Consider the following 20,343-nt stretch of genomic DNA (forward strand, 5'->3'; position numbering starts at 1 on the left):
ATTTGTTGCGCCTTGAAGGCTCCAGTGCCGTCAACCGTACAAAATCGAAGCTTTCCACAAGCTTTCAATTCCGGCTGATTTCGTGCCGCGGCGCAGCATCCGCCCCCTTTTCCAGGGAAAACACCAATGCCGCGCGCAATCCCGACTGCCCCTGCCGGTTCTCCAGCATAAGGCGCGCCCCCAGGATTTCGGCAATGGTCCCCACGATGGCCAGGCCCAGGCCCGCGCCGGAGGTGTTCTTGCCCGCGGCGCCCCGCCGGAACCGCACGCACGCCCGGGCGATGTCCTCGTCAGTCATCCCCGGACCGTCGTCTTCCACGGCCAGACGCGCCTCTGCCGATCCGATTTCTATCCGGACGGTGACCACCCCTCCCTGGGCGGCGTAGCGGATTGCGTTGTCGACCAGGTTGCTGACCGCCTCCCGCAGGAGCCACTCGGCTCCGCTGACCATCGCGGGTCTGCAGTTCGCCTCCAGTCCGATGTCCAGCTGTCGGGCGCGCGCCGCCGGCAAAAGGGTACGGATGACCCCGTCCGCCAGGTCGGCCAGGTCTACCGGTTCGGCCGCAAAGCCCCCTTCGGCCAGGGAAGCGTCTTTAGCGCGCGCCAGGGCGAGCATCTGGTTGGTGGTGCGTACAGCCCTGTCCAACCCCTCCTGCATCGCCAGAAGGGCTGTACGGACCTCCTGGGGGTCTGTTTCACGCAGGGCGTACGCAGTCTGGGTCCGCAAAACGGACAACGGTGTGCGCAATTGATGAGATGCGTCGTCCAGGAACTGGCTCTGGACCCTCCCCAAAGCCGCAAAACGGGCCATATGGAGGTTTACGGCCGCGACCAGGGGTAGGACCTCCCCTGGCATGTCGGACGCGCTGACGGGGCTTAAATCGTCCGCAGATCGGCTTTTGACTTCTTGTCTGAGCCGTTCAAGGGGTCTGAGAGCCATGAAAACGCCCAGGATGATCACCAGCACGCTGATGAGGATCACCGCCAGGTCCCGTTCCACGGAGCGCACCAGGACCTTGTGGAGGAACGCCTGACGGCTTTCCAGCCCCTCGGCCACCTGGACGATAACCCGTCCCCCTTTGTTGGCGTACAAGGGCGGGTCCATGGGACGCGCCAGCGCGGCGACCCGTACCGGCGCCCCCTGGTAGGTCGCGTAGAAAAACCGCGGTTCGCCAGAAACCAGCGGCTGTTCGGGCAGGGGCAGCCCCGGGTGTCCGATTTCAGCCAGCCCGTCCTCCGTCGCCACCCTGTAGAAAACGCTGCCATTGGCCGTCAGCTCGAAAAATTCCAGCATCAGGTACGGCTGCTCCATGGCTAATCCACCGCTGGCTGTGGATATGTTGTGGTCGATCGCGCGCAGCGCTCCGGAAAGGGAACGGTCGTAGGCAATGTCGACCTGGTTGCGCAACTGGTGGTTGGACAGCCATAGCGCGGCCATCATCACCAGGACCAGCGTTGGAATCAGCCACCAAAGCAACTGGGTTTTCAGTGTCCGGCTGCGTTTTTTCGCCGGGAAATCAGCGCTTTTTTCCGGACTTCTAGTTGTCAACAAGGTTCTCCAGGCAGTAGCCCATGCCTCGCAGGGTCACGATCTGGACACTGCTTTCCGCCAATTTTTTGCGCAATCGGTGCACCAGCACCTCGATAGCTTCCAGGTTGATGTCCGCATCGTCCGTCAGGATGCGGTCAAGAATTTGCTGCTTGTTGATGGGTTCCCCGCTTTTCTGAATCAGGACTCGCAGCACCGCGTGTTCACGTGGGGATAACTGCAGGGGCTGTCCGTCGACAGTGAATTTTTGTGCGGAAGTTTCGAAAGCCAGGTTTCCCAGGGCAAGTCGCGGATGTTCGCGTCCGCGGCTGCGCCGGATCAGCGCAATCAGACGCGCTTCCAACTCTTCCACAACAAACGGTTTTGGCAGGAAATCGTCCGCTCCCTGGTGCAGGGTTCCGATTTTCTCGGCCAGTGAATCGCGCGCGGTCAAGACCAGCACCGGCGTACGGTCGTCCCGCGCGCGAATCTTCGCCAGCAAAGTATGGCCATCCATGCCCGGAAGTCCGAGATCCAGGATGACCGCATCGAATTCTTCGATCGCCAGTCTTCTTTCGGCGACCAATCCGTCATCAGCCCACTCAACGACAAAGCCGGCATGTCTGGCCAGGCTTCTGGAAAGCCAACGGGCAAGTTCGGCTTCATCTTCGATCAAGAGGATACGCATGGACGCAGTCCGGGGGGCGATGGCTGGGCGGAATGGGAAAGCATGTTTGGCTTTTCCTTTATTTCTCTTTATATAAAGACTAATGATTAATAAGGGCTGTGGATAACTACCTTAACCTTGAAAACCTCTTTTTTTTCATCATCTTGCAGCCGTTTTTGCCTGTGCAAGAACTCTGTGTGGGAAAAAAGCTGAAGTTGGACAAGATTTTGGACCTGGCCGAAAACCCCTGCTTGTTCAACTTGCCTCCACAACATGTGCACAAGTTGCCGCCTTAGGAGTTATCCACAGCCCCTTTCCTGCAAACCGGGTGGCAAAGCGGCACTTTTACCCCGGAAAACACGTCCTCGCCTACCCGGATTTCTGCCCTTGCAAGGGGTCTAAACGAGCCTCCAAGGCGTTGCCGAACGCGGGGATTCCAGGGGAGACGCAGGCGCTTTCATTACAGGGGACTGAACAAAAAGTGATCAGCATTCACCGTAGAATTCCGCCATGGAACGAGACATCAGAATCAGAAAACCCGGGTGGGCAAGGCGGTTGAGAAGCGGTCTGCTGGCTGAAAATGCGGCCTTGACCTTGTGCATCGCGGGCGTGATGGGACTGGCTGGCGCCCTGGCGACGGTGGTGTTCCGCGAACTGCTGGCCTGGATCCAGATACTGCTGGGCGGAGGAGATATTCCACACGGAATGGTGTCTTTGGCCCGGGGCATGGATCCTTGGCAACGCTTCCTGATGCCGGCCGCTGGGGGCGCGATAGCGGGTCTGATCCTGCAGCTCGCCTCCCGCTGGCTGCCCAGGCGCGGCGCGGCCGACTATATGGAAGCGATTTCGGTCGGCCGGGGCGTCATCGGGTTTCGCCAGACCGTGGCGCGCAGCCTGTCATCCATTTTTTCGATAGGATCGGGCGCTTCCATAGGGCGTGAGGGGCCAATGGTGCAGTTGGCGGCGATGTGCGCGTCGCTGACCGGCCGTTACCTGGTGCTGCCGCCCCGGCATTTGCGGCTGCTGGTGGCATGCGGCGCGACGGCGGGGATCACCGCGGCATACAACGCGCCCATTGCGGGCGCCCTCTTCATTTCCGAGATCGTTTACGGTGCGATTTCCTCGGCCACGCTGGTTCCGCTGGCCGTGGCGTCGGTAGTCGCGAACATCGTCACCCGCCAGGTGTTGCACTACGACGCGGTCTTCCATATGCCGCATTTTGAGTTCGTATCCGGCTGGGAAGTCATCAATTACCTGGGACTGGGCCTTATCGCCGGACTGGCGGCGCCACAGTTCCTGAGATTTCTTGACGCGTCGCGCGCGGCGTTCCAACGATTGCTGTTTCCGCTGTGGATACGGATGGCCGCGGGCGGATTGATCGTCGGCGCGCTGTCCGTGATCAATCCTGCGGTTTGGGGCAATGGCTACAGCGTGGTCAACAGCATGTTGCACACGCAATGGGCCTGGCAGGCCGTGGCCGCGATTCTGTTCCTGAAAATGCTGGCCACTGCCGCCAGCGTCGGGTCGGGCGCGGTGGGCGGCGTGTTCACGCCAACGTTATTTGTCGGCGCCGCGCTGGGCGCGCTGTACGGGACTGGCCTGCAGAGTCTGTTTCCCGCGGGCAGCCTTTCGGCGGTGTCCAGCTACGCCGTAGTGGGCATGGGGGCACTGCTGGCTGCGACGACCCATGCGCCGCTGATGTCGGTGCTCATGATTTTCGAGATGACGCTCAGCTATGAAGTCATGCTGCCGCTGATGCTTGCCTGCATGACGGGCTATGTCATTGCGCAGCGCATCCGCCCGGAATCGGTCTACGCAAAGTCATTGGCGGTCAATCGGAATTTCAGGGTTCCTGTGCGCGGAGAAAGGCGTTGAATGTAAATAGCGAGTAAAAGCTCATATTTATTCTTTTGCTCCGACGCTACCATCTTGATGTCCAAAATGACATTCAAGGATTTGATAGAAAGCCCTTAAAAAAGGGCTTTTTTCATGAAAACACGATTCAAGCCGATTTCCGTGGCGCGATGGGTTTCCAGATATCCGCGTCGCTGGTAGATGGAGATGTTCTCCGTCATGATCTCTTGCGTGTAAAGACGGATGTGCGCAAAACCCGCCAGGCGAGTTGCGTCTTCCGCCCATTGCATCATTTCGCGCCCGTACCCTTTCCCCTGCGCTTGCGGCGCTACGGCGATGTTGTCCAGCAGCATGCACGATGAATTCGGTTCGGGTATCAGCACGATCACGCCCTGGATGCCGTCGCGCGTATCCAGAACATGGACCACACCCTCGGCAACGCGTGCGGGATAGTCGTCCAGCATCGGTCCGGGCGTGGCGCCGTTGCGCGCAATGTAGGGTGTGTATGCGTCCTTGACGATGCGCTTGACGGCGAGCACGTCCGCGAGGGTTGCGGGCCGTATGGCGTGGGATTCGGGAGGGGCGTGCATAGCCGTGCTACCCAGCTACTTCCCGATGCAAAAACTAGAGAAGATCTCGCCCAGCAAATCATCGCTGGTGAACTTCCCGGTGATGCCGGACAGGCTGTCGTGGGCCAGCCGCAGTTCTTCGGCGAACAGGTCCAGCACGCGGTCGTCCTGGCTGGCATGCTGGGCGGCCAGGTCCAGGTGTTCCGCCGCGTCCTGCAGGGCGTGCAGATGACGTTCGCGCGCCAGCCACGGCGACTCGCCGCCCGGATTCCAGCCCGCGATGCGCAGGAGTTCCGCGCGCAGCCCGTCCAGGCCCGCGCCGCGCTTGGCGGAGATGCCGAGTTCGCCGGGACTGGCCGTGAAAGGCGCGGGCAGCAGATCCACCTTGTTGAAAACTTTCAGCACGGGCGTGCGGGCCGGCAGGCGCGCCGTGATCTGGGCGTCGAGTTCGTCGCCGGGCTGGGTGGCGTCTTGCAGATGCAGAATGACGTCGGCGCGCTCGATTTCCTGCCAGGTGCGGGCGATGCCGATGCTCTCCACTGTGTCTTCGGTTTCGCGCAGGCCGGCCGTGTCGACAATGTGCAAAGGAACGCCATCAATATGGATTTCCTGCACCACCTTGTCGCGAGTCGTGCCGGCGATCGGGGTGACGATGGCGACATCGTCGCCCGCCAGCGCATTGAGCAGGCTGGACTTGCCCACGTTCGGCTGTCCGGCCAGGACGACGTGCAGGCCTTCGCGCAGGATGACGCCCTGGCGCGCTTGTGCGATGAGCGTCGACAGGTCGGCCGTCAAGGCGTCCAGCGTGGGGCGCGCCTGGTACTTTTCGAGGAAGTCGATTTCTTCCTCGGGGAAATCCAGGGTTGCCTCGACGAGCATGCGCAAATGAATGATGCGGTCCGACAGGTCATTGACGCGCGCCGAAAATTCGCCAGACAGTGATGCCATGGCGCCGCGCGCGGCGGCCACCGACGAGGCTTCGATCAGGTCTGCGACGGCTTCGGCCTGGGCCAGGTCCATGCGGTCGTTCAGGAATGCGCGGCGCGTGAACTCGCCGGGTTCTGCCAGCCGCAGGCCAAGGTCCCGGCCGGCGGCAAGGCAGTTGTCCAGGATGCGGCGCAGCACGGCCGGGCCGCCGTGGCCCTGCAGCTCGAGCACGTCTTCGCCGGTGTAGGAATGCGGTGCACGAAAGTAGAGCGCGATGCCTTCGTCCAGCAGTTCTCCGGCCGCTGATTTGAACGGCAGGAAATGCGCGTGACGCGGCGTCAGCTCTCGCTGGAACAGGCGCCGCACCAATCCGGACAGGTCCGCACCAGAAATGCGCACGACGCCGATGCCGCCTCTTCCGGGGGCGGTGGCAATGGCGGCGATGGGGGCGTAGGCGGACATATCAGGGGCTATGGCAAGGCAAGAACAATAGGGGAATATAACTGTTGCGCGGCGCGTTGTTTGCTGGTTACTGTGGCCCCGAGGTTCAAAACCCGAAACAACTCTGGGAGATCACGATGGCATCTCGGTTTTCGCGTGTCTTGGCCTGCGGCTCCGCCGCGGTAATGCTGGCCTTTGGCACATTCAGTTCGGCCATGGCTCGCGATCTGGTGATTGCATTGAAGACCGAGCCGTCTTCGATGGATCCGCAGTATCACGCGCTGACGCCCAACACGCAGATTTCCCAGACCATCTTCGACACCCTGGTTGCCACCGACGCGCAGCTCAAGCCCCAACCCTCCCTGGCCGAATCGTGGACGGTGGATGGCAAGGTGTGGACATTCAAGCTGCGCCCCAACGTGAAGTTCTCCGACGGCACGCCGTTTACGGCGGAAGACGTGGTGTTCACGTATGACCGCGTGCCCAAGGTGCCGAACAGCCCGTCGCCGTTCACGCTGTATCTGGGTTCGGTGGCCAAGACGGAAGCGGTCGATCCAATGACGGTGCGCATCACGACCAAGGATGTCGCCCCGAACCTGCTGGTGAACCTGGCGCAGTTGCCGATCATGTCCAAGAAGGCTGCGTCCGGGCCCGCGGCCGAAGGCAAGACCACCACGGAACTGAACAGCGGCGACGGCCTGGTCGGCACCGGCCCGTACAAGTTCGTTTCCTGGAAACGCGGCGCGGAATTCGTCCTGGCCCGCAACGACAATTACTGGGGCAAGAAGCCCGAGTGGGATCGCGTGGTTTACCGTCCGATCAGCAACGCCGCCGCGCGCGTGGCGGCCCTGCTGGCGGGCGACGTCGACATGATCGAGGATCCCCCCACTGACGACCTGCCCAAGCTCAAGGGCGACAAGAAGCTGTTCGTCGAAGAGACGCCGTCGGTGCGTGTGGTGTACGTGGCGCTGGACCAGCACGCCGAACCCTCTCCCGGCATCCAGGGCACGGACAAGAATCCGATGAAGGACAAGCGCGTGCGCGAGGCGCTGTCGCTGGCCATCAATCGCGACGCCCTGGTGGAACGCGTGATGGGCGGCGTGGCGCTGCCCGCGGGCAATCTGTTGCCCTATCCGATGTTCGGATCGAGCAAGGAGCATTCGAAGGCGCCCAAGGCCGACGTCGAAAAGGCCAAGGCGCTGCTGAAGGAAGCGGGTTATCCCAATGGCTTCTCGATCACGCTGGGTTCGCCGTCCGGCCGCTACGTCAACGATTCCAAAGTGGCGCAGGCCATTGCATCCATGTGGACGCGCATCGGGGTGAAGACCAGCGTGGACGCGATGGCCCCGCCGGTGTTCTTCAAGAATCGCGACTCCTATGCGTTCTCCGCCTACCTGGCGGGCTGGTCGGTGACCAGCGGCGAAATGTCCAACGCGTTGACGTCCTTGCTGATGACGCGCAATCCGGAGGCCGGCCAGGGCACTACGAACCGCAGCCGGTATTCCAATCCCAAGATGGACGATCTGGTCAAGCAAGCATCGTCCACGATGGATGACGCCAAGCGCGCCGAGCTGCTGTCGACCGCCAGCAATATCGCGATGGACGACTTTGCCATGCTGCCCGTGCATTTTGAACTGTCGGTGTGGGCCATGAAGAACGACATCCGCTATCAGGGCCGTCCCGATCAAGTCACGCTGGCGCAGTTCGCTACGCTAAAGAAGTAGCGCGCGCCGGGCGATAGATCTGTGCTTGCAACGATAGTAAGAAGGCTCCTGCAGACCATCGTCGTCATGCTCGCCATGTCGGCGCTGGTCTTCGCGGGTATCTACATGGTGGGCGATCCGGTGTCCATGCTGGCCAGCCCGGAAGCCACGGAAGCGCAACGCGCCGCGATCAGGACCTCGCTCGGATTGGATCAGCCGCTATGGCGGCAATACATGATCTTCATGAGCCAGGCTGTGCGCGGCGATTTCGGCAACAGCTTCCTGACGGGCGAGCCGGCCATGCATCTGATCCTGGAGCGCATGCCGGCGACGGTGGAACTGGCCTGTGTGGCGATGCTGCTGTCAGTGCTGATCGGCGTGCCGCTGGGCATTCTTGCGGGCTTGAAGCCTGCCGCGGTGGGATCGCGCGCGATCATGACCGGTTCCGTGCTGGGTTTTTCGCTGCCCAACTTCTGGGTCGGCCTGATGCTGATCATGGTATTCGCCGTGATGCTGGGATGGGTGCCGGCAGGCGGACGTGGAGACACGGTCAGTATTGGCTCGCTGCAGTTGAGCGTGCTGACCTTCGACGGCTGGCTCAGCCTGGCGCTGCCGGCGGCCACCATCGCAATCGCCAAGTGCGCGATGATCATCCGCGTCACGCGCGCCGCCACGCGCGAGGCGCTGCCCATGGACTACATCAAGTTTGCGCGCGCCAAGGGCCTGTCCGAAAAGCGCGTGCTGGGCGTGCACCTGCTCAAGAACATCCTGATTCCCGTGGTGACCGTGGCGGGCCTGGAATTCGGCCAGGTGATGGCCTTTGCCGTGGTCACCGAAACCGTGTTTTCCTGGCCCGGCATGGGCAAGCTGTTGATTGATTCGATCATCAACCTGGACCGGCCGGTGGTGGTGGCTTATCTGCTGCTCATTGTGTTCTTTCTTGTCATGCTCAACCTTGTGGTGGACATCATCTACACGGTGCTGGATCCCCGCGTACGCCTGGACAGCCGCCGATGAATACGCAGACCGCCGCCGCGCCCCCTGTTCCGGCCAAAGAGCAGTCGCCCTGGCGCAGATTCGTATCGGATTTCTTTGCCAGCAAGCTGGCCACGCTGGGCCTGGTGATGCTGGTGCTTATTGTCGGCGCCGCGCTGCTGGCGCCCTGGATCGCGCCGCAGAACCCCTATGACCTTGCGAGCCTGGACATCATGGATTCCAAGCTCAAGCCGGGCAGCGAAAGCGGCGACGGTTCCATGCGTCATTGGCTGGGCACCGACGGTCAGGCGCGCGACCTGTTCTCAGCCATCCTCTACGGCATGCGCACGAGCCTCATGGTGGCCACCGTGTCGGTGCTGGCGGCCTTTGGCATCGGCGCCACCGTGGGGCTGATCGCCGCGTATTTCGGGGGGCGCACAGATGCCTTGCTGATGCGGATTGTGGATATCCAGCTGTCGTTTCCCGCCATTCTTGTCGCGCTGATGCTGCTGGCCATTCTGGGCAAGGGTGTGGATAAGGTGATCATCGCGCTGATCGTCGTGCAGTGGGCCTACTTTGCACGAGCGGCGCGGGGCGCGGCGCTGGTCGAACGCGGCAAGGAATACGTGGAGGCGGCGCGCTGCATGTCGCTGTCGTGGGGTCGCGTGCTGTTCCGCCATGTGTTGCCGAACTGTATGCCGCCGCTCATCGTGATCGCCACGATCGACCTGGCTCATGCGATCGCACTGGAAGCCACGCTCTCGTTTCTGGGCGTCGGCGTGCCGGTGACCGAGCCGTCGCTGGGCATGCTGATCTACAACGGCTTTGAGTACCTGTTGTCGGGGCAGTACTGGATCTCGTTCTTTCCCGGCATCGCCCTGGCATTGGCCATCATCGCGATCAACCTGGTGGGGGACCACCTGCGCGATGTGCTCAACCCGCGGCACGCGAACTGAGGGCGGGTGCGATGCTCACACACGCGACGCAGCAGCCTATGGCCCGATCCAAGCCTGTTCTTGATGTTCAGGGTTTGAAGACGCACTTTTTCACTCGCAATGGTGTGGTGAAAGCCGTGGATGGCGTGGACCTCAGCCTGGCTGAAGGAGAGATCCTGGGGCTGGTGGGTGAATCGGGTTCCGGGAAGAGCATTACCGGCTTTTCGCTGATGGGACTGCTGGACGAGCCCGGACGCATCGTCGAAGGCCAGCTGCTGCTCAATGGCGAGGACCTGCGCGCCGCCACGCCAGACCGGTGGCGGCAGCTACGCGGCCAGGAGATCGCCATGATCTTCCAGGATCCGATGATGACGCTGAATCCCGTGCTGCGCGTGGATACGCAGATGATAGAAGCGGTGCAGGCGCATGGCAAGGCCACGCGCGAACAGGCGCGTCAGCGCGCCCTGCAGACGCTGTCCATGGTGGGCATACCGTCGCCGCAGGAGCGCCTGCGGGCTTATCCACATCAGTTGTCGGGCGGCATGCGGCAGCGCGTGGCGATCGCGATCGCGCTATTGAATTCGCCGCGCCTCATTATTGCGGACGAGCCCACCACCGCGCTGGATGTCACGATACAAGGTCAGATCCTGTTCGAAGTGCAGAAGCTCTGCCGCGAGACCGGCACCGGCCTGATCTGGATTACGCACGACCTGGCCGTGGTGGCGGGTCTGGCCGATCGGGTGTCCGTGATGTATGCGGGCCGCGTCGTGGAAACGGGCAGCACTGAGGCGGTCATCAGCCATCCGATGCATCCTTATACGCATGGTCTGATTGCTTCGATACCCACGCCGCAATCCCGCGGAAAGCCGCTGGTGCCGATTCCCGGCATGACACCGTCGCTGCTCAATCTGCCGCAAGGCTGTGCGTTCCGCGGACGTTGTCCGCGCGCGACCGACGCCTGTCTGGCCGAACCGCAACCCGTGGAAGTCCGCCCGGCGCAATGGGTGCGCTGCTGGCATGCCGGAGGCCCAGACGCCAAATGAGCGTAGCGCAGCGCGACACTACCCCTATCCTAGCCTTGCGCGAAGTCGAGCTGCGCTTCGTGCAGCCGGTGGACTTGGCCGGGCGCATTGCGAACCTGCTTGGCGCGGGTCTCAAGACACAGGTCGTGCATGCCGTGGCCGGGGTGGACCTGGAGGTCAAGCCTGGCGAAGTGATCGGCATCGTCGGTGAATCAGGCTGCGGAAAGTCCACGCTGGGCCGCATTGTGTCGGGCATCTTGCCGCCCACCGCCGGCCAGGTGCATTACCGCGGCAAGCCCGTCCATGACATGACGGGCCAGGAGCGGCGTGCCTACGAACTGGGCGTGCAGATGATCTTCCAGGATCCGTACGCGTCGCTGAATCCGCGCATGCGCGTGCGCGAGATCATCGGCGAAGCGCCGGCGGCGCATGGGCTCATCCGGTCGCGCGACAAGGAAGCTTACGTGGCCGGCCTGATGCGCCAGGTCGGGCTGGATCCGAGTTTTTCGCAGCGTTATCCCCATCAGTTTTCCGGCGGCCAGCGGCAGCGTATTGGCATTGCGCGGGCGCTGGCGCTCAAGCCTTCGGTGATCGTCTGCGATGAGGCCGTGGCGGCGCTGGATGTGTCGATCCAGGCGCAGGTGCTGAATCTGTTCGAGAAACTGCGCGACGACCTGGACCTGACCTATCTGTTCATCAGCCATAACCTTAGCGTGGTCAGTCACATTTCGGACCGCGTGGCGATCATGTACCTGGGGCGGGTGGTGGAGCTTGCGCCGACCGACACGGTGTTCACGCGGGCCAATCATCCCTACACCGAGGCGCTGCTGAAGGAGCTGCCGACGCTGACGCCGGGACGGCGCACCTACCAGCCGATCAAGGGCGAGCTGCCTTCGCCGCTGGATCCTCCCACCGGCTGCGCGTTTCATCCGCGCTGTCCCCATGCGATGCCGCGCTGCAAGGCGGAGCGTCCGCTGCTGCGGGAGATCGCGCCGGGGCAGTACAGCGCCTGCCATCTGAATGACCTTGCCTGAGGCCTGCGCCAAAAAAGGGCTGGACGCGGAAAGGGGGGCGGCGCGAGAATTCCCGCATAGGCAGGCCATCGGGCACGCGCCATCCATCAACCAATATTGTTTATCCACAGCCATGAAGACCATAGCCGAAATCGAACGCGTACACGGGGATCTGACCGCCTTGCGCCGGGACATCCACGCGCATCCCGAACTGGCGTTCCAGGAAACGCGCACGTCCAGCCTGGTGGCCGAGCGTTTGCGCGAGTGGGGACTGGAAGTCCACACGGGCCTGGGGAAAACTGGTGTGGTGGGCATTTTGCGCGCGGGCAGCGGCAAGAAGACCATCGGCCTGCGGGCAGACATGGACGCGCTACCCATGCCCGAACACAACCGCTTTGCCCACAAGTCCACCATCAGCGGACGCATGCATGGCTGCGGCCATGACGGGCACACGACAATGCTGCTGGGCGCCGCGCAGTACCTGTCCAAGCACCGCAACTTCGACGGCACCGTGGTGTTCATCTTCCAGCCGGCAGAAGAAGGCGGCAACGCCGGCGCGCGCGCCATGATGAAGGACGGGCTGTTCGACAAATTTCCCTGCGATGCCGTGTTCGGCATCCACAACATGCCCGGCATGCCGGTCAATCAGTTCGGCTTCCGTTCGGGCCCAACGATGGCGTCGAGCAATCGCTGGGACATCGTCATCAAGGGTGTTGGCGGCCACGCCGCCCAACCGCATGCGTCGGTCGATCCGATCATCGTCGCGGCCGACATGGTCCACGCGCTGCAGACCGTGATCTCGCGCAGCAAGAACCCGCTGGAGCAGGCGGTGCTGTCGATCACTCAGATCCACGCCGGCGACGCGTACAACGTGATTCCCGGCGAAGCGGTGCTGCGCGGCACGGTTCGCACGTATTCGGTCGAAACCCTGGACAAGATCGAAGCGGACATGCGGCGCATCGCCACTACCCTGCCGCAGGTCTATGGCGGCACGGGCGAGCTGGACTTCGTGCGGGCCTATCCGCCGCTGGTGAACTGGGAAAAGGAAACGGCCTTTGCGGCCAAGGTGGCGGAAGACGCCTTCGGCGCCGAAAACGTGCTGCGCGACATGCCGCCATTCATGGGAGCCGAGGATTTCTCGTTCTTCCTGGAGGCCATTCCGGGTTCGTACCTTTTCCTGGGCAATGGCGATGGCGACCACCGCATGGAAAGCTATCACGGCATGGGCCCGTGCCAGCTGCACAATCCCAATTACGACTTTAACGACGCGCTGCTGCCGGTGGGCGCGACCTATTGGGTGAAGCTGGTGGAAGCGTTTATGCCGGCCTCGTAAGGACCGATACGCTATTTGCTTATATGCGGTTCGCCAGGAAGCCGCGGGTCGTTCCCCGCGGCTTCCTGCTATATGACGTAAAGCTTTGTTCAAACGCCGATAACTTCGTTTGAGATAGAAGAGGCGGTTTCCATAATCGGTCGTTCCAGATATGCCGCAAGGCGAACCGGAGCGATAGATGTCCCAGAGCAACGCCTTGCGGCGCGAAGCAGACGCCGCCCCCACCCCCAGGCGCAGTCTTTTGAACTGCGCCCCCTGCCCGGTCCGCTGGGCGCCGAGATCATCGGCCTGGACCTGTCGCGCGAACTGGCGCCCGCCGATTTTGCGCGCGTCCACAAGGCGCACCTGGATCATCACCTGCTGGTGTTCCGCGACCAGCGCATCACCCCGCAGCAGCACATCGACTTCAGCCGCCGCTTTGGCCGCCTGATGATCCACGTGCTGCACCAGTTCCATCTGGCCGGCCATCCCGAGATCCTGACGGTTTCCAACATCCTGGAAGACGGCAAGCCGATAGGCCTGGGCGATGCGGGCAAGTATTGGCACTCGGACATTTCGTACAAGGAGCTTCCCAGCCTGGGGTCGCTGCTGCACGCGCAGGAGCTGCCTTCCGAGGGCGGGGACACCTTGTTCGCCAACATGCACCTCGCGTACGACACGCTGCCGGCCGCGCTGAAGAGTGCGGTCGAGGGCAGGCGCGGCGTGCATTCCTACCTGGCCCAGTACGGACAACTGCAGAAGGAAGGCAACTGGCGTCCCAATCTGAGCGCGCAGCAGATCGCGCAAGTGCAGGAAGTGGTGCATCCGGTGGTGCGCACGCACCCCGAGAACGGGCGCCGCGCGCTGTTCGTCAGCGAAGGCTTCACCACGCGCATCGAAGGCCTGCCTGACGATGAAAGCCGCGCCTTGCTGAACGAACTGTTTGTCCACAGCGTCCGGCCGGAGCACATCTACCGCCACAAATGGCAGCCGCACGATCTGGTGTTCTGGGACAACCGTTCGCTGATCCACCTGGCGGGCGGCACGCCGGATCACCTGCGCCGCAAGCTCTACCGCACGACGATCGAGGGCGACGCGCCGTTCTGAAAACCGGCCCTTTCGCCGCCGCACCACTTATCCACAAGGAACGCCATGCGCTTTTCCTCCACACTCCGGGATCGACTGGTCCAGACCGCCACCGGCGCCGGCCTGGCGCTGATACTTGCCGTGCTTGCGCTGGCCTCGCCCACGCCCGCGATGGCCGAAGGACGCATCCGCATCGCCGAGCAATACGGCATCGTCTATCTGCTGCTGAACGTGGCGCGCGATCAGCAACTGATCGAGAAGCACGGCAAGGCCGAAGGTGTGGATATCTCGGTCGAGTGGGCCAAGCTGTCCGGCGGCTCGGCCGTGAACGACGCGCTGCTCTCCGGGGCTGTGGATATCGCGGGGGCGGGCGTGGGACCGCTGCTGACGATCTGGGACCGCACGCATGGCAAGCAGAATGTGAAGGGCGTGGCGTCGCTGGGCAATTTTCCCTACTACCTGGTTACCAACAACCCGAACGTGAAGACGATCGCCGACTTCACCGACAAGGACCGCATTGCGGTGCCGGCCGTGGGCGTGTCGGTGCAGTCGCGCGTGCTGCAGCTGGCCTCGGCCAAGCTGTGGGGCGATGCGCAGTTCAACAAGCTGGACAAGATTTCGGTGGCGCTGCCGCACCCGGACGCGGCGGCGGCCATCATTGCCGGCGGCACGGAAATCACGGGCCATTTCGGCAATCCGCCGTTCCAGGAGCAGGAGCTGGCCGAAAATCCCAAGGCGCGCATCGTGCTCAATTCCTATGACGTGCTGGGCGGCCCCAGTTCGTCTACCGTGCTGTTCGCCACCGAGAAGTTCCGGCGCGACAATCCCAAGACCTACAAGGCCTTCCAGGAAGCGCTGAAGGAAGCGGCCGGCTTTGCCGCCGCGAACCCCGAGAAGGCGGCGGACATCTACCTGCGCGTCACCGGCGCCAAGCAGGATCGCGACTTTCTGATCAAAGTGATCAAGAATCCCGACGTGCAGTTCAAGCTGGAGCCGCAGAACACGTTTGCGCTGGCCGAGTTCATGCACAAGGTGGGCGCGATCAAGAATGCGCCCGCCAGCTGGCGCGACTACTTCTTCGACGATCCGGTAACGGCGCAGGGAAGCTGATCATGACCCTGCACGCCGCCGGCCCTGTGGATAAGATTGAAAACGCCACGCCGCTGCTGGCTGTGGATAAGGTGTCGATCGAATACAAGACGCGTGAACGGCGCGTCCGCGCCACGCATCAGGTGAGTTTCGATGTGCATGGCGCCGAGCGTTTCATCCTGCTCGGGCCGTCCGGCTGCGGCAAATCCACCCTGCTCAAGGCCATCGCCGGATTCATCGAACCCACCGAGGGCAGCATCCGGGTCGACGGCAAGGCGGTACAGGGGCCGGGACCGGATCGCATCGTGGTGTTCCAGGAATTCGACCAGCTTCCGCCCTGGAAGACGCTGCGCCAGAATGTCGCCTTTCCGCTGGTGGCCTCGCGCAAGCTGAACCGGCGCGAGGCCGACGAACGCGCGATGCACTACCTGGACAAGGTTGGGCTGTCGGCGTTTGCCGATGCCTATCCGCATACGCTGTCCGGCGGCATGAAGCAGCGCGTGGCGATCGCCCGGGCGCTGGCGATGCAGCCGCGTGTGTTGCTGATGGACGAGCCCTTCGCGGCGCTGGACGCGCTGACGCGGCGGCGCATGCAGGAAGAGCTGATGGCGTTGTGGGACGACGTGCGCTTCACGCTGCTGTTCGTCACGCATTCGATCGAAGAGGCGCTGGTGCTGGGCAGCCGGATTTTGCTGCTGTCGCCGCATCCCGGCCGTGTGCGCGCCGAACTCAATGCGCATGGCTTCGACCTGCACAGCCAGGGATCCGCCGCGTTCCAGGCGGCGTCGCGGCGCATCCATGATTTGCTGTTCGACGTCCCTGCCCCTGCGCCGGCACAGCGTGCGGCGGCATGAAGGAAATCGCATGAACAGCACGTATGCCGTATCGGCCCTGGTCCGTCCCGAAGTGGAGTACGACCTGCCGCCCTTGCCCGCGCAGGCCGCCGAAACGCCGCTGCCATGGCACGAGCGCCTGTGGCAACACGCCAGCCTGCGCAAGCTGGCGATCCTGGCGCTGCTGGCCGGACTGTGGGAACTGGCGGCGCGCTATACCGACAATGATCTGCTGCTGCCTGGCGCGTGGCAGACGGGGCAGGCTTTCGTGCAGGGCATCGCCAGCGGAGAACTGCTGGCGCGCGCCGGGCAGTCCCTGCGCGTGCTGGTGCAAGGGTATCTGGCCGGGGTGGCGCTGGCCTTCGTATTGACCACGCTGGCCGTGTCGACGCGATTCGGGCGCGACCTGCTGTCCACGCTTACCGCCATGTTCAACCCGCTGCCGGCGATCGCCCTGCTGCCGCTGGCGTTGCTGTGGTTCGGCCTGGGCGAAGGCAGCCTGGTGTTCGTGCTGATCCACTCGGTGCTGTGGGCGCTGGCCCTGAATACCTATGCCGGATTCCTGGGCGTGTCCGAGACCCTGCGCATGGCGGGCCGCAACTACGGACTGACCGGGTTGCGTTATGTCCTGCAGATCCTGGTGCCCGCGGCCCTGCCGGCGATCCTGGCCGGTCTGAAGATAGGCTGGGCGTTCGCGTGGCGTACGCTGATCGCGGCCGAGCTGGTGTTCGGCGCCTCCAGCGGCAAGGGTGGGCTGGGCTGGTACATCTTCCAGAACCGCAACGAGTTATACACAGACAAGGTGTTTGCCGGCCTGGCCGCGGTGGTCATCATCGGCCTGATTGTGGAAAACCTGGGATTCGATACGCTGGAGCGTTTGACGGTCCGGCGGTGGGGCATGCAGCGCTGAAGGCCTGACGCGCCGCGCAAGTAAAAAAGGGGCGCCGGAGCGCCCCTTTCTCGTTGCTTGGCCGGACCGTTACAGCTTCAGTCCGAGCGCCTTCGCGACACCCTCGGCGTAGGCCGGATCGGCCCGGCGGAAGTGGTCGAGCTGGCGGCGCTGGATCGCTTCCGGCACCCCAGCCATGTGGCGGCCGATGTTGCCGAACAGCTGTTCCTGCTGCGCGGGCGTCATCAGGCGGAACAGCGCGCCCGGCTGCGAGTAGTAGTCATCGTCCACCCGGTGGTTCCAGCGCGCCGCGGCTTGCCCGTCGAGCGCCAGGGGCGGTTCGGCGGCCGAAGGCGTTTCCTTCCATTCGCCCGCGCTGTTGGGCTCATAGTTGATCGTGGCGCCGGCATTGCCGTCGACTCGCCCTGCGCCGTCGCGATGGTAGCTGTGGAACGGGCACTTCGGGGCATTCACCGGGATTTGGTGGTGGTTGATGCCCAGGCGGTAGCGGTGCGTGTCGCCATAGGAAAAGATGCGGCCCTGCAGCATCTTGTCGGGCGAGAAGCCGATCCCCGGAACCACGTTAGCCGGCGTGAAGGCCGCCTGCTCGACTTCGGCGAAGTAGTTTTCGGGGTTTTTGTTCAGTTCCAGCACGCCGACCTCGATCAGCGGGTAGTCGCCGTGGGGCCAGACCTTCGTCAGATCGAACGGGTTGATGTGATAGGTTGCCGCTTCGGCCTCGGGCATGATCTGCACTTTCAGCGTCCACTTCGGGAAGTTGCCCTGCTCGATGTTCTCGAAGAGGTCCCGCTGCGAGCTTTCGCGGTCGTGAGCCACCACTTGCGCCGCTTCCTCGTCGGTCAGACAGGCGATGCCCTGCTGCGACTTGAAGTGGAATTTCACGTAGAAACGTTCGTTGTTGCTGTTGATGAAGCTGAACGTGTGCGAGCCGAACCCGTGCTGCTGGCGCAGATTGGCCGGGATGCCGCGGTCGCTCATCAGGGTGGTGACCTGGTGCAGCGATTCGGGGTTGAGCGACCAGAAGTCCCAGGCGGCCGTGGCGTTGCGCAAGTTGGTCTTGGGGTCGCGCTTCTGGGTGTGGATAAAGTCGGGGAACTTCAGCGGATCCCGGATGAAGAAGACCGGCGTGTTGTTGCCCACGAGGTCCCAGTTGCCTTCGTCTGTGTAGAACTTGATGGCGAAGCCGCGCACATCGCGTTCCGCATCGGCGGCGCCGCGTTCACCGGCCACGGTCGAAAAGCGCAGGAACAGCGGGGTCTGCTTGCCAACCTTGGAGAAGATGCTGGCGCGGGTGTAGCGGGAGATGTCGTGCGTGACAGTGAACGTGCCGTAGGCGCCGGAACCCTTGGCATGCACGACTCGCTCGGGGATGCGTTCACGGTCGAAATGCGCAAGCTTTTCAATCAGCCAGAAGTCTTCCAGCAGCGCGGGGCCACGGGGGCCGGCGGTCAGGGTGTTGTTGTTGTCTGGCACCGGCGCGCCCGAGGCGGTGGTCAGAGGCTTTTTGTCGGTCATGGCACACTCCCTAGTCAGTCCTGGATGGCGCGGGCCGCTGGATGGGCCGCGCGGCGTAGCAGCTACAGCCCGGCGGCATGGCCGCCGGACGGCAAACTGAGACCCATGATAGGAGCCATCGCTCGCGATGTGAAGTTGATTGATCTTCCTTTCGCGATTAATAATAGCTATTCACCCGAGGGGGCGGGAATAGAAAATGCTGAGCCTGCCCTTCGCCCTGCACGGGCTTCAGGCATGAAAAAACCGGCCCATGGGGCCGGTTTTTCTTGGGAAGCAACCGCTTATCAGCGATTGGCCGCCACTTCAGACTTGCGCTGGATGGCGCGGGTGATGGACCACTGCTGCGCGATCGACAGGATGTTGTTGACGCACCAGTAGAGCACCAGGCCGGCCGGGAAGAAGAACATCATCCCGCCGAACACCAGCGGCATGATCATCATGACCTTGGCCTGGATGGGATCCGGAGGCGTCGGGTTCAGTTTGATCTGCAGGAACATGGTGGCCATCATGATGGCGGGCAGAATGAAGAACGGATCGCGGACCGACAGGTCATGGACCCACAGGATCCACGGCGCGCCGCGCATTTCCACGCTGGCCAGCAGCACCCAGTACAGCGAGATGAACACCGGAATTTGCACCAGCATGGGCAGGCAGCCGCCCAGCGGGTTGATCTTTTCGGTGCGGTACATCTCCATCATGGCCGCATTGAGCTTCTGCTTGTCGTCGCCGTACTTTTCCTTCAGGGCCTGCAGGCGCGGGGCGACCTGCTTCATGCGGGCCATCGAGCGGTAGCTGGCTGCGGCGAGCGGGTAGAACACGGCCTTGATCAGCACGGTCAGCGCCACGATCGTCCAGCCCCAGTTGCCCAGGATGGAGTGCAGCCAGGTCATCAGCTTGAACAGCGGTTTGGCGATGATGGTCAGCCAGCCGTAGTCGACAACCAATTCCAGACCGGGGGCGAGAGCCGCCATGGCCTTTTGGTCCTGGGGACCGACCCACAGGTGCGAATCGACGCGCGCGGCGGCGCCGGGGGCGATGTCGCCGACGGCTTCGATGCTGCGGCCGGCGTACAGGTTCTTCTGCACTTCCAGCAGTTCGTTCGTGCGCGGCTTGCCTTGCGGCGGCACCCAGGCAGTGGCGAAGTAGTGCTGGACCACGGCAATCCAGCCGTTGTCGGCCTGCTTGATGTAGTTGGCCTTCTTCTTTTCGATGTCGCTGAACGTGCTCTTCTGGAACTTGTCCTGTTCCGAATAGACAGCGAAGCCGGTGAACGTGTGATAGAAGCTGGACGTGTCGGCTGGATCGTTGCCGTCGCGTTCGATCTGCAGGTAGAGCGACGGCGTCACGGGAGCGGCGCCGACGTTGGCCAGGTCATGGCGCACGTCGATGTCGTAGCGGCCGCGATGCAGGGTGAACGTCTTGGTGACCTTCACGCCGCCCGATTCGCCTTCAAACGTGACGACCAGGTTGTCGCCGGTCAGTTCGCGTTCCTGGGAGACCAGGCGGAAAGGCGTCTGGTGCGTGGGGAAGCTTTGGCCGTTGGGCGCGCCGACCACACCGGTCTGCACCACATAGTTCAGGCCGGCGGAGCGGTCCAGCAGCACCGTGGGCTTGTCCGCCTGGCCCGTCGCCGGGTACTTCAGCAGTTCTGCGCGCACCAGTTGGGCGCCCATCGTGTCGAACGTCAGACGCAGCACGTCCGTCGTGATGACGATTTCTTCAGAGCGCGCCGGCGCGGGGGCGGAGGCGCCAGGCACCGCGGCCGACGGAGCGGTCGCGGCAGCGGGCGCGCTGGGCACCGACGGCGTCGCATTGTTTGCGCCAGCCGGCGATTCGCTCGTGCTGGCCGTGGGCGTGGGGGCCCCGAACAGCGACGGCTTGCCGTTATGGATTTGCCAGTTGTTCCAAAGGAGCAACAGCGAAAAGGAAAAAATCATCCAGAGGACGGTTCGTCGGATATCCAT

The 20,343-nt window shown here is 63.2% G+C and carries 16 protein-coding genes and 1 pseudogene; 11 read left to right on the forward strand and 6 right to left on the reverse strand.

Going from position 1 to position 20,343, the window contains the following annotated elements:
* Positions 1 to 64: 64 nt before the first annotated feature.
* Together KYC_RS00145 and KYC_RS00150 are read right to left on the reverse strand one after the other, a co-directional pair.
* Positions 65 to 1,549 carry a sensor histidine kinase gene (locus KYC_RS00145; protein ID WP_420796099.1) on the reverse strand — a complete coding sequence of 495 codons (1,485 nt, stop codon included), beginning with the start codon at positions 1,547 to 1,549 and terminating at the stop codon, positions 65 to 67.
* The gene (locus KYC_RS00150; protein ID WP_008157494.1) at positions 1,539 to 2,216 is read right to left on the reverse strand and encodes a response regulator; all 678 of its coding nucleotides are present in this window, start codon (positions 2,214 to 2,216) and stop codon (positions 1,539 to 1,541) included. The genes KYC_RS00145 and KYC_RS00150 overlap by 11 nt, the downstream gene beginning before the upstream one ends.
* A 489-nt stretch (positions 2,217 to 2,705) precedes the next feature.
* Between KYC_RS00150 and KYC_RS00155 the strand changes: the two genes are divergently transcribed.
* The gene (locus KYC_RS00155) at positions 2,706 to 4,070 is read left to right on the forward strand and encodes a ClcB-like voltage-gated chloride channel protein (protein ID WP_043517125.1); all 1,365 of its coding nucleotides are present in this window, start codon (positions 2,706 to 2,708) and stop codon (positions 4,068 to 4,070) included.
* Positions 4,071 to 4,165: 95 nt separating this feature from the next.
* On the opposite strand, the gene KYC_RS00160 is transcribed toward KYC_RS00155, so the two are convergent.
* The gene (locus KYC_RS00160) at positions 4,166 to 4,588 is read right to left on the reverse strand and encodes a GNAT family N-acetyltransferase (protein WP_008157501.1); all 423 of its coding nucleotides are present in this window, start codon (positions 4,586 to 4,588) and stop codon (positions 4,166 to 4,168) included.
* 66 nt (positions 4,589 to 4,654) lie between these two features.
* Positions 4,655 to 6,007 (reverse strand): tRNA uridine-5-carboxymethylaminomethyl(34) synthesis GTPase MnmE, encoded by a 1,353-nt coding sequence (mnmE, locus tag KYC_RS00165; protein ID WP_008157502.1) that lies wholly within the window; start codon positions 6,005 to 6,007, stop codon positions 4,655 to 4,657.
* Between the two features lie 116 nt (positions 6,008 to 6,123).
* Here mnmE and KYC_RS00170 point away from each other — a divergent pair, with 116 nt between their 5' ends.
* From KYC_RS00170 to KYC_RS00215, 10 genes and pseudogenes are all read left to right on the forward strand, one after another.
* Positions 6,124 to 7,710, forward strand: coding sequence for an ABC transporter substrate-binding protein (locus KYC_RS00170; protein ID WP_043517129.1), 1,587 nt, complete (start codon positions 6,124 to 6,126; stop codon positions 7,708 to 7,710).
* Between the two features lie 21 nt (positions 7,711 to 7,731).
* Positions 7,732 to 8,706 (forward strand): ABC transporter permease, encoded by a 975-nt coding sequence (locus tag KYC_RS00175; RefSeq protein WP_008157506.1) that lies wholly within the window; start codon positions 7,732 to 7,734, stop codon positions 8,704 to 8,706.
* Positions 8,703 to 9,620: an ABC transporter permease gene (locus KYC_RS00180; RefSeq protein WP_008157510.1), complete on the forward strand. Its 918-nt coding sequence runs from the start codon at positions 8,703 to 8,705 to the stop codon at positions 9,618 to 9,620. Before KYC_RS00175 ends, KYC_RS00180 begins: the two co-directional genes overlap by 4 nt.
* An 11-nt stretch (positions 9,621 to 9,631) precedes the next feature.
* Positions 9,632 to 10,642: an ABC transporter ATP-binding protein gene (locus KYC_RS00185; protein ID WP_043517131.1), complete on the forward strand. Its 1,011-nt coding sequence runs from the start codon at positions 9,632 to 9,634 to the stop codon at positions 10,640 to 10,642.
* Positions 10,639 to 11,655, forward strand: coding sequence for an ABC transporter ATP-binding protein (locus KYC_RS00190; protein ID WP_043517134.1), 1,017 nt, complete (start codon positions 10,639 to 10,641; stop codon positions 11,653 to 11,655). The genes KYC_RS00185 and KYC_RS00190 overlap by 4 nt, the downstream gene beginning before the upstream one ends.
* 112 nt (positions 11,656 to 11,767) lie before the next feature.
* The gene (locus KYC_RS00195) at positions 11,768 to 12,967 is read left to right on the forward strand and encodes a M20 aminoacylase family protein (protein WP_008157516.1); all 1,200 of its coding nucleotides are present in this window, start codon (positions 11,768 to 11,770) and stop codon (positions 12,965 to 12,967) included.
* Positions 12,968 to 13,145: 178 nt separating this feature from the next.
* Positions 13,146 to 14,053, forward strand: a pseudogene (locus KYC_RS00200) (TauD/TfdA dioxygenase family protein).
* A gap of 45 nt (positions 14,054 to 14,098) precedes the next feature.
* Positions 14,099 to 15,142, forward strand: coding sequence for an ABC transporter substrate-binding protein (locus tag KYC_RS00205; RefSeq protein ID WP_008157520.1), 1,044 nt, complete (start codon positions 14,099 to 14,101; stop codon positions 15,140 to 15,142).
* Between the two features lie 2 nt (positions 15,143 to 15,144).
* Complete coding sequence (locus KYC_RS00210; RefSeq protein WP_008157521.1) at positions 15,145 to 15,975, forward strand: ABC transporter ATP-binding protein; 831 nt, start codon at positions 15,145 to 15,147, stop codon at positions 15,973 to 15,975.
* 10 nt (positions 15,976 to 15,985) lie between these two features.
* Positions 15,986 to 16,864: an ABC transporter permease gene (locus tag KYC_RS00215; protein ID WP_008157523.1), complete on the forward strand. Its 879-nt coding sequence runs from the start codon at positions 15,986 to 15,988 to the stop codon at positions 16,862 to 16,864.
* 69 nt (positions 16,865 to 16,933) lie between these two features.
* Here KYC_RS00215 and KYC_RS00220 read toward each other — a convergent pair whose 3' ends face one another.
* Together KYC_RS00220 and yidC are read right to left on the reverse strand one after the other, a co-directional pair.
* On the reverse strand, positions 16,934 to 18,379 hold the full coding sequence (locus tag KYC_RS00220) for a catalase (RefSeq protein WP_008157526.1): 1,446 nt from the start codon (positions 18,377 to 18,379) through the stop codon (positions 16,934 to 16,936).
* A 284-nt stretch (positions 18,380 to 18,663) separates the two neighbouring features.
* Positions 18,664 to 20,343 carry a membrane protein insertase YidC gene (gene yidC, locus KYC_RS00225; RefSeq protein ID WP_008157528.1) on the reverse strand — a complete coding sequence of 560 codons (1,680 nt, stop codon included), beginning with the start codon at positions 20,341 to 20,343 and terminating at the stop codon, positions 18,664 to 18,666.

It is taken from the genome of Achromobacter arsenitoxydans SY8 (genome assembly GCF_000236785.1).
GTDB classification, from domain to species: Bacteria; Pseudomonadota; Gammaproteobacteria; order Burkholderiales; family Burkholderiaceae_B; genus Achromobacter; species Achromobacter arsenitoxydans.

What these genes read in the sequence shown, in the direction of transcription:
- yidC (WP_008157528.1), bottom strand. Translation starts at nt 20,343, where the DNA reads ATGGATATCCGACGAACCGTCCTCTGGATGATTTTTTCCTTTTCGCTG.
- KYC_RS00150 (WP_008157494.1), bottom strand. Translation starts at nt 2,216, where the DNA reads ATGCGTATCCTCTTGATCGAAGATGAAGCCGAACTTGCCCGTTGGCTT.
- KYC_RS00215 (WP_008157523.1), top strand. Translation starts at nt 15,986, where the DNA reads ATGAACAGCACGTATGCCGTATCGGCCCTGGTCCGTCCCGAAGTGGAG.
- KYC_RS00180 (WP_008157510.1), top strand. Translation starts at nt 8,703, where the DNA reads ATGAATACGCAGACCGCCGCCGCGCCCCCTGTTCCGGCCAAAGAGCAG.
- KYC_RS00210 (WP_008157521.1), top strand. Translation starts at nt 15,145, where the DNA reads ATGACCCTGCACGCCGCCGGCCCTGTGGATAAGATTGAAAACGCCACG.
- KYC_RS00185 (WP_043517131.1), top strand. Translation starts at nt 9,632, where the DNA reads ATGCTCACACACGCGACGCAGCAGCCTATGGCCCGATCCAAGCCTGTT.
- KYC_RS00195 (WP_008157516.1), top strand. Translation starts at nt 11,768, where the DNA reads ATGAAGACCATAGCCGAAATCGAACGCGTACACGGGGATCTGACCGCC.
- KYC_RS00170 (WP_043517129.1), top strand. Translation starts at nt 6,124, where the DNA reads ATGGCATCTCGGTTTTCGCGTGTCTTGGCCTGCGGCTCCGCCGCGGTA.
- KYC_RS00220 (WP_008157526.1), bottom strand. Translation starts at nt 18,379, where the DNA reads ATGACCGACAAAAAGCCTCTGACCACCGCCTCGGGCGCGCCGGTGCCA.
- KYC_RS00205 (WP_008157520.1), top strand. Translation starts at nt 14,099, where the DNA reads ATGCGCTTTTCCTCCACACTCCGGGATCGACTGGTCCAGACCGCCACC.
- KYC_RS00155 (WP_043517125.1), top strand. Translation starts at nt 2,706, where the DNA reads ATGGAACGAGACATCAGAATCAGAAAACCCGGGTGGGCAAGGCGGTTG.
- mnmE (WP_008157502.1), bottom strand. Translation starts at nt 6,007, where the DNA reads ATGTCCGCCTACGCCCCCATCGCCGCCATTGCCACCGCCCCCGGAAGA.
- KYC_RS00190 (WP_043517134.1), top strand. Translation starts at nt 10,639, where the DNA reads ATGAGCGTAGCGCAGCGCGACACTACCCCTATCCTAGCCTTGCGCGAA.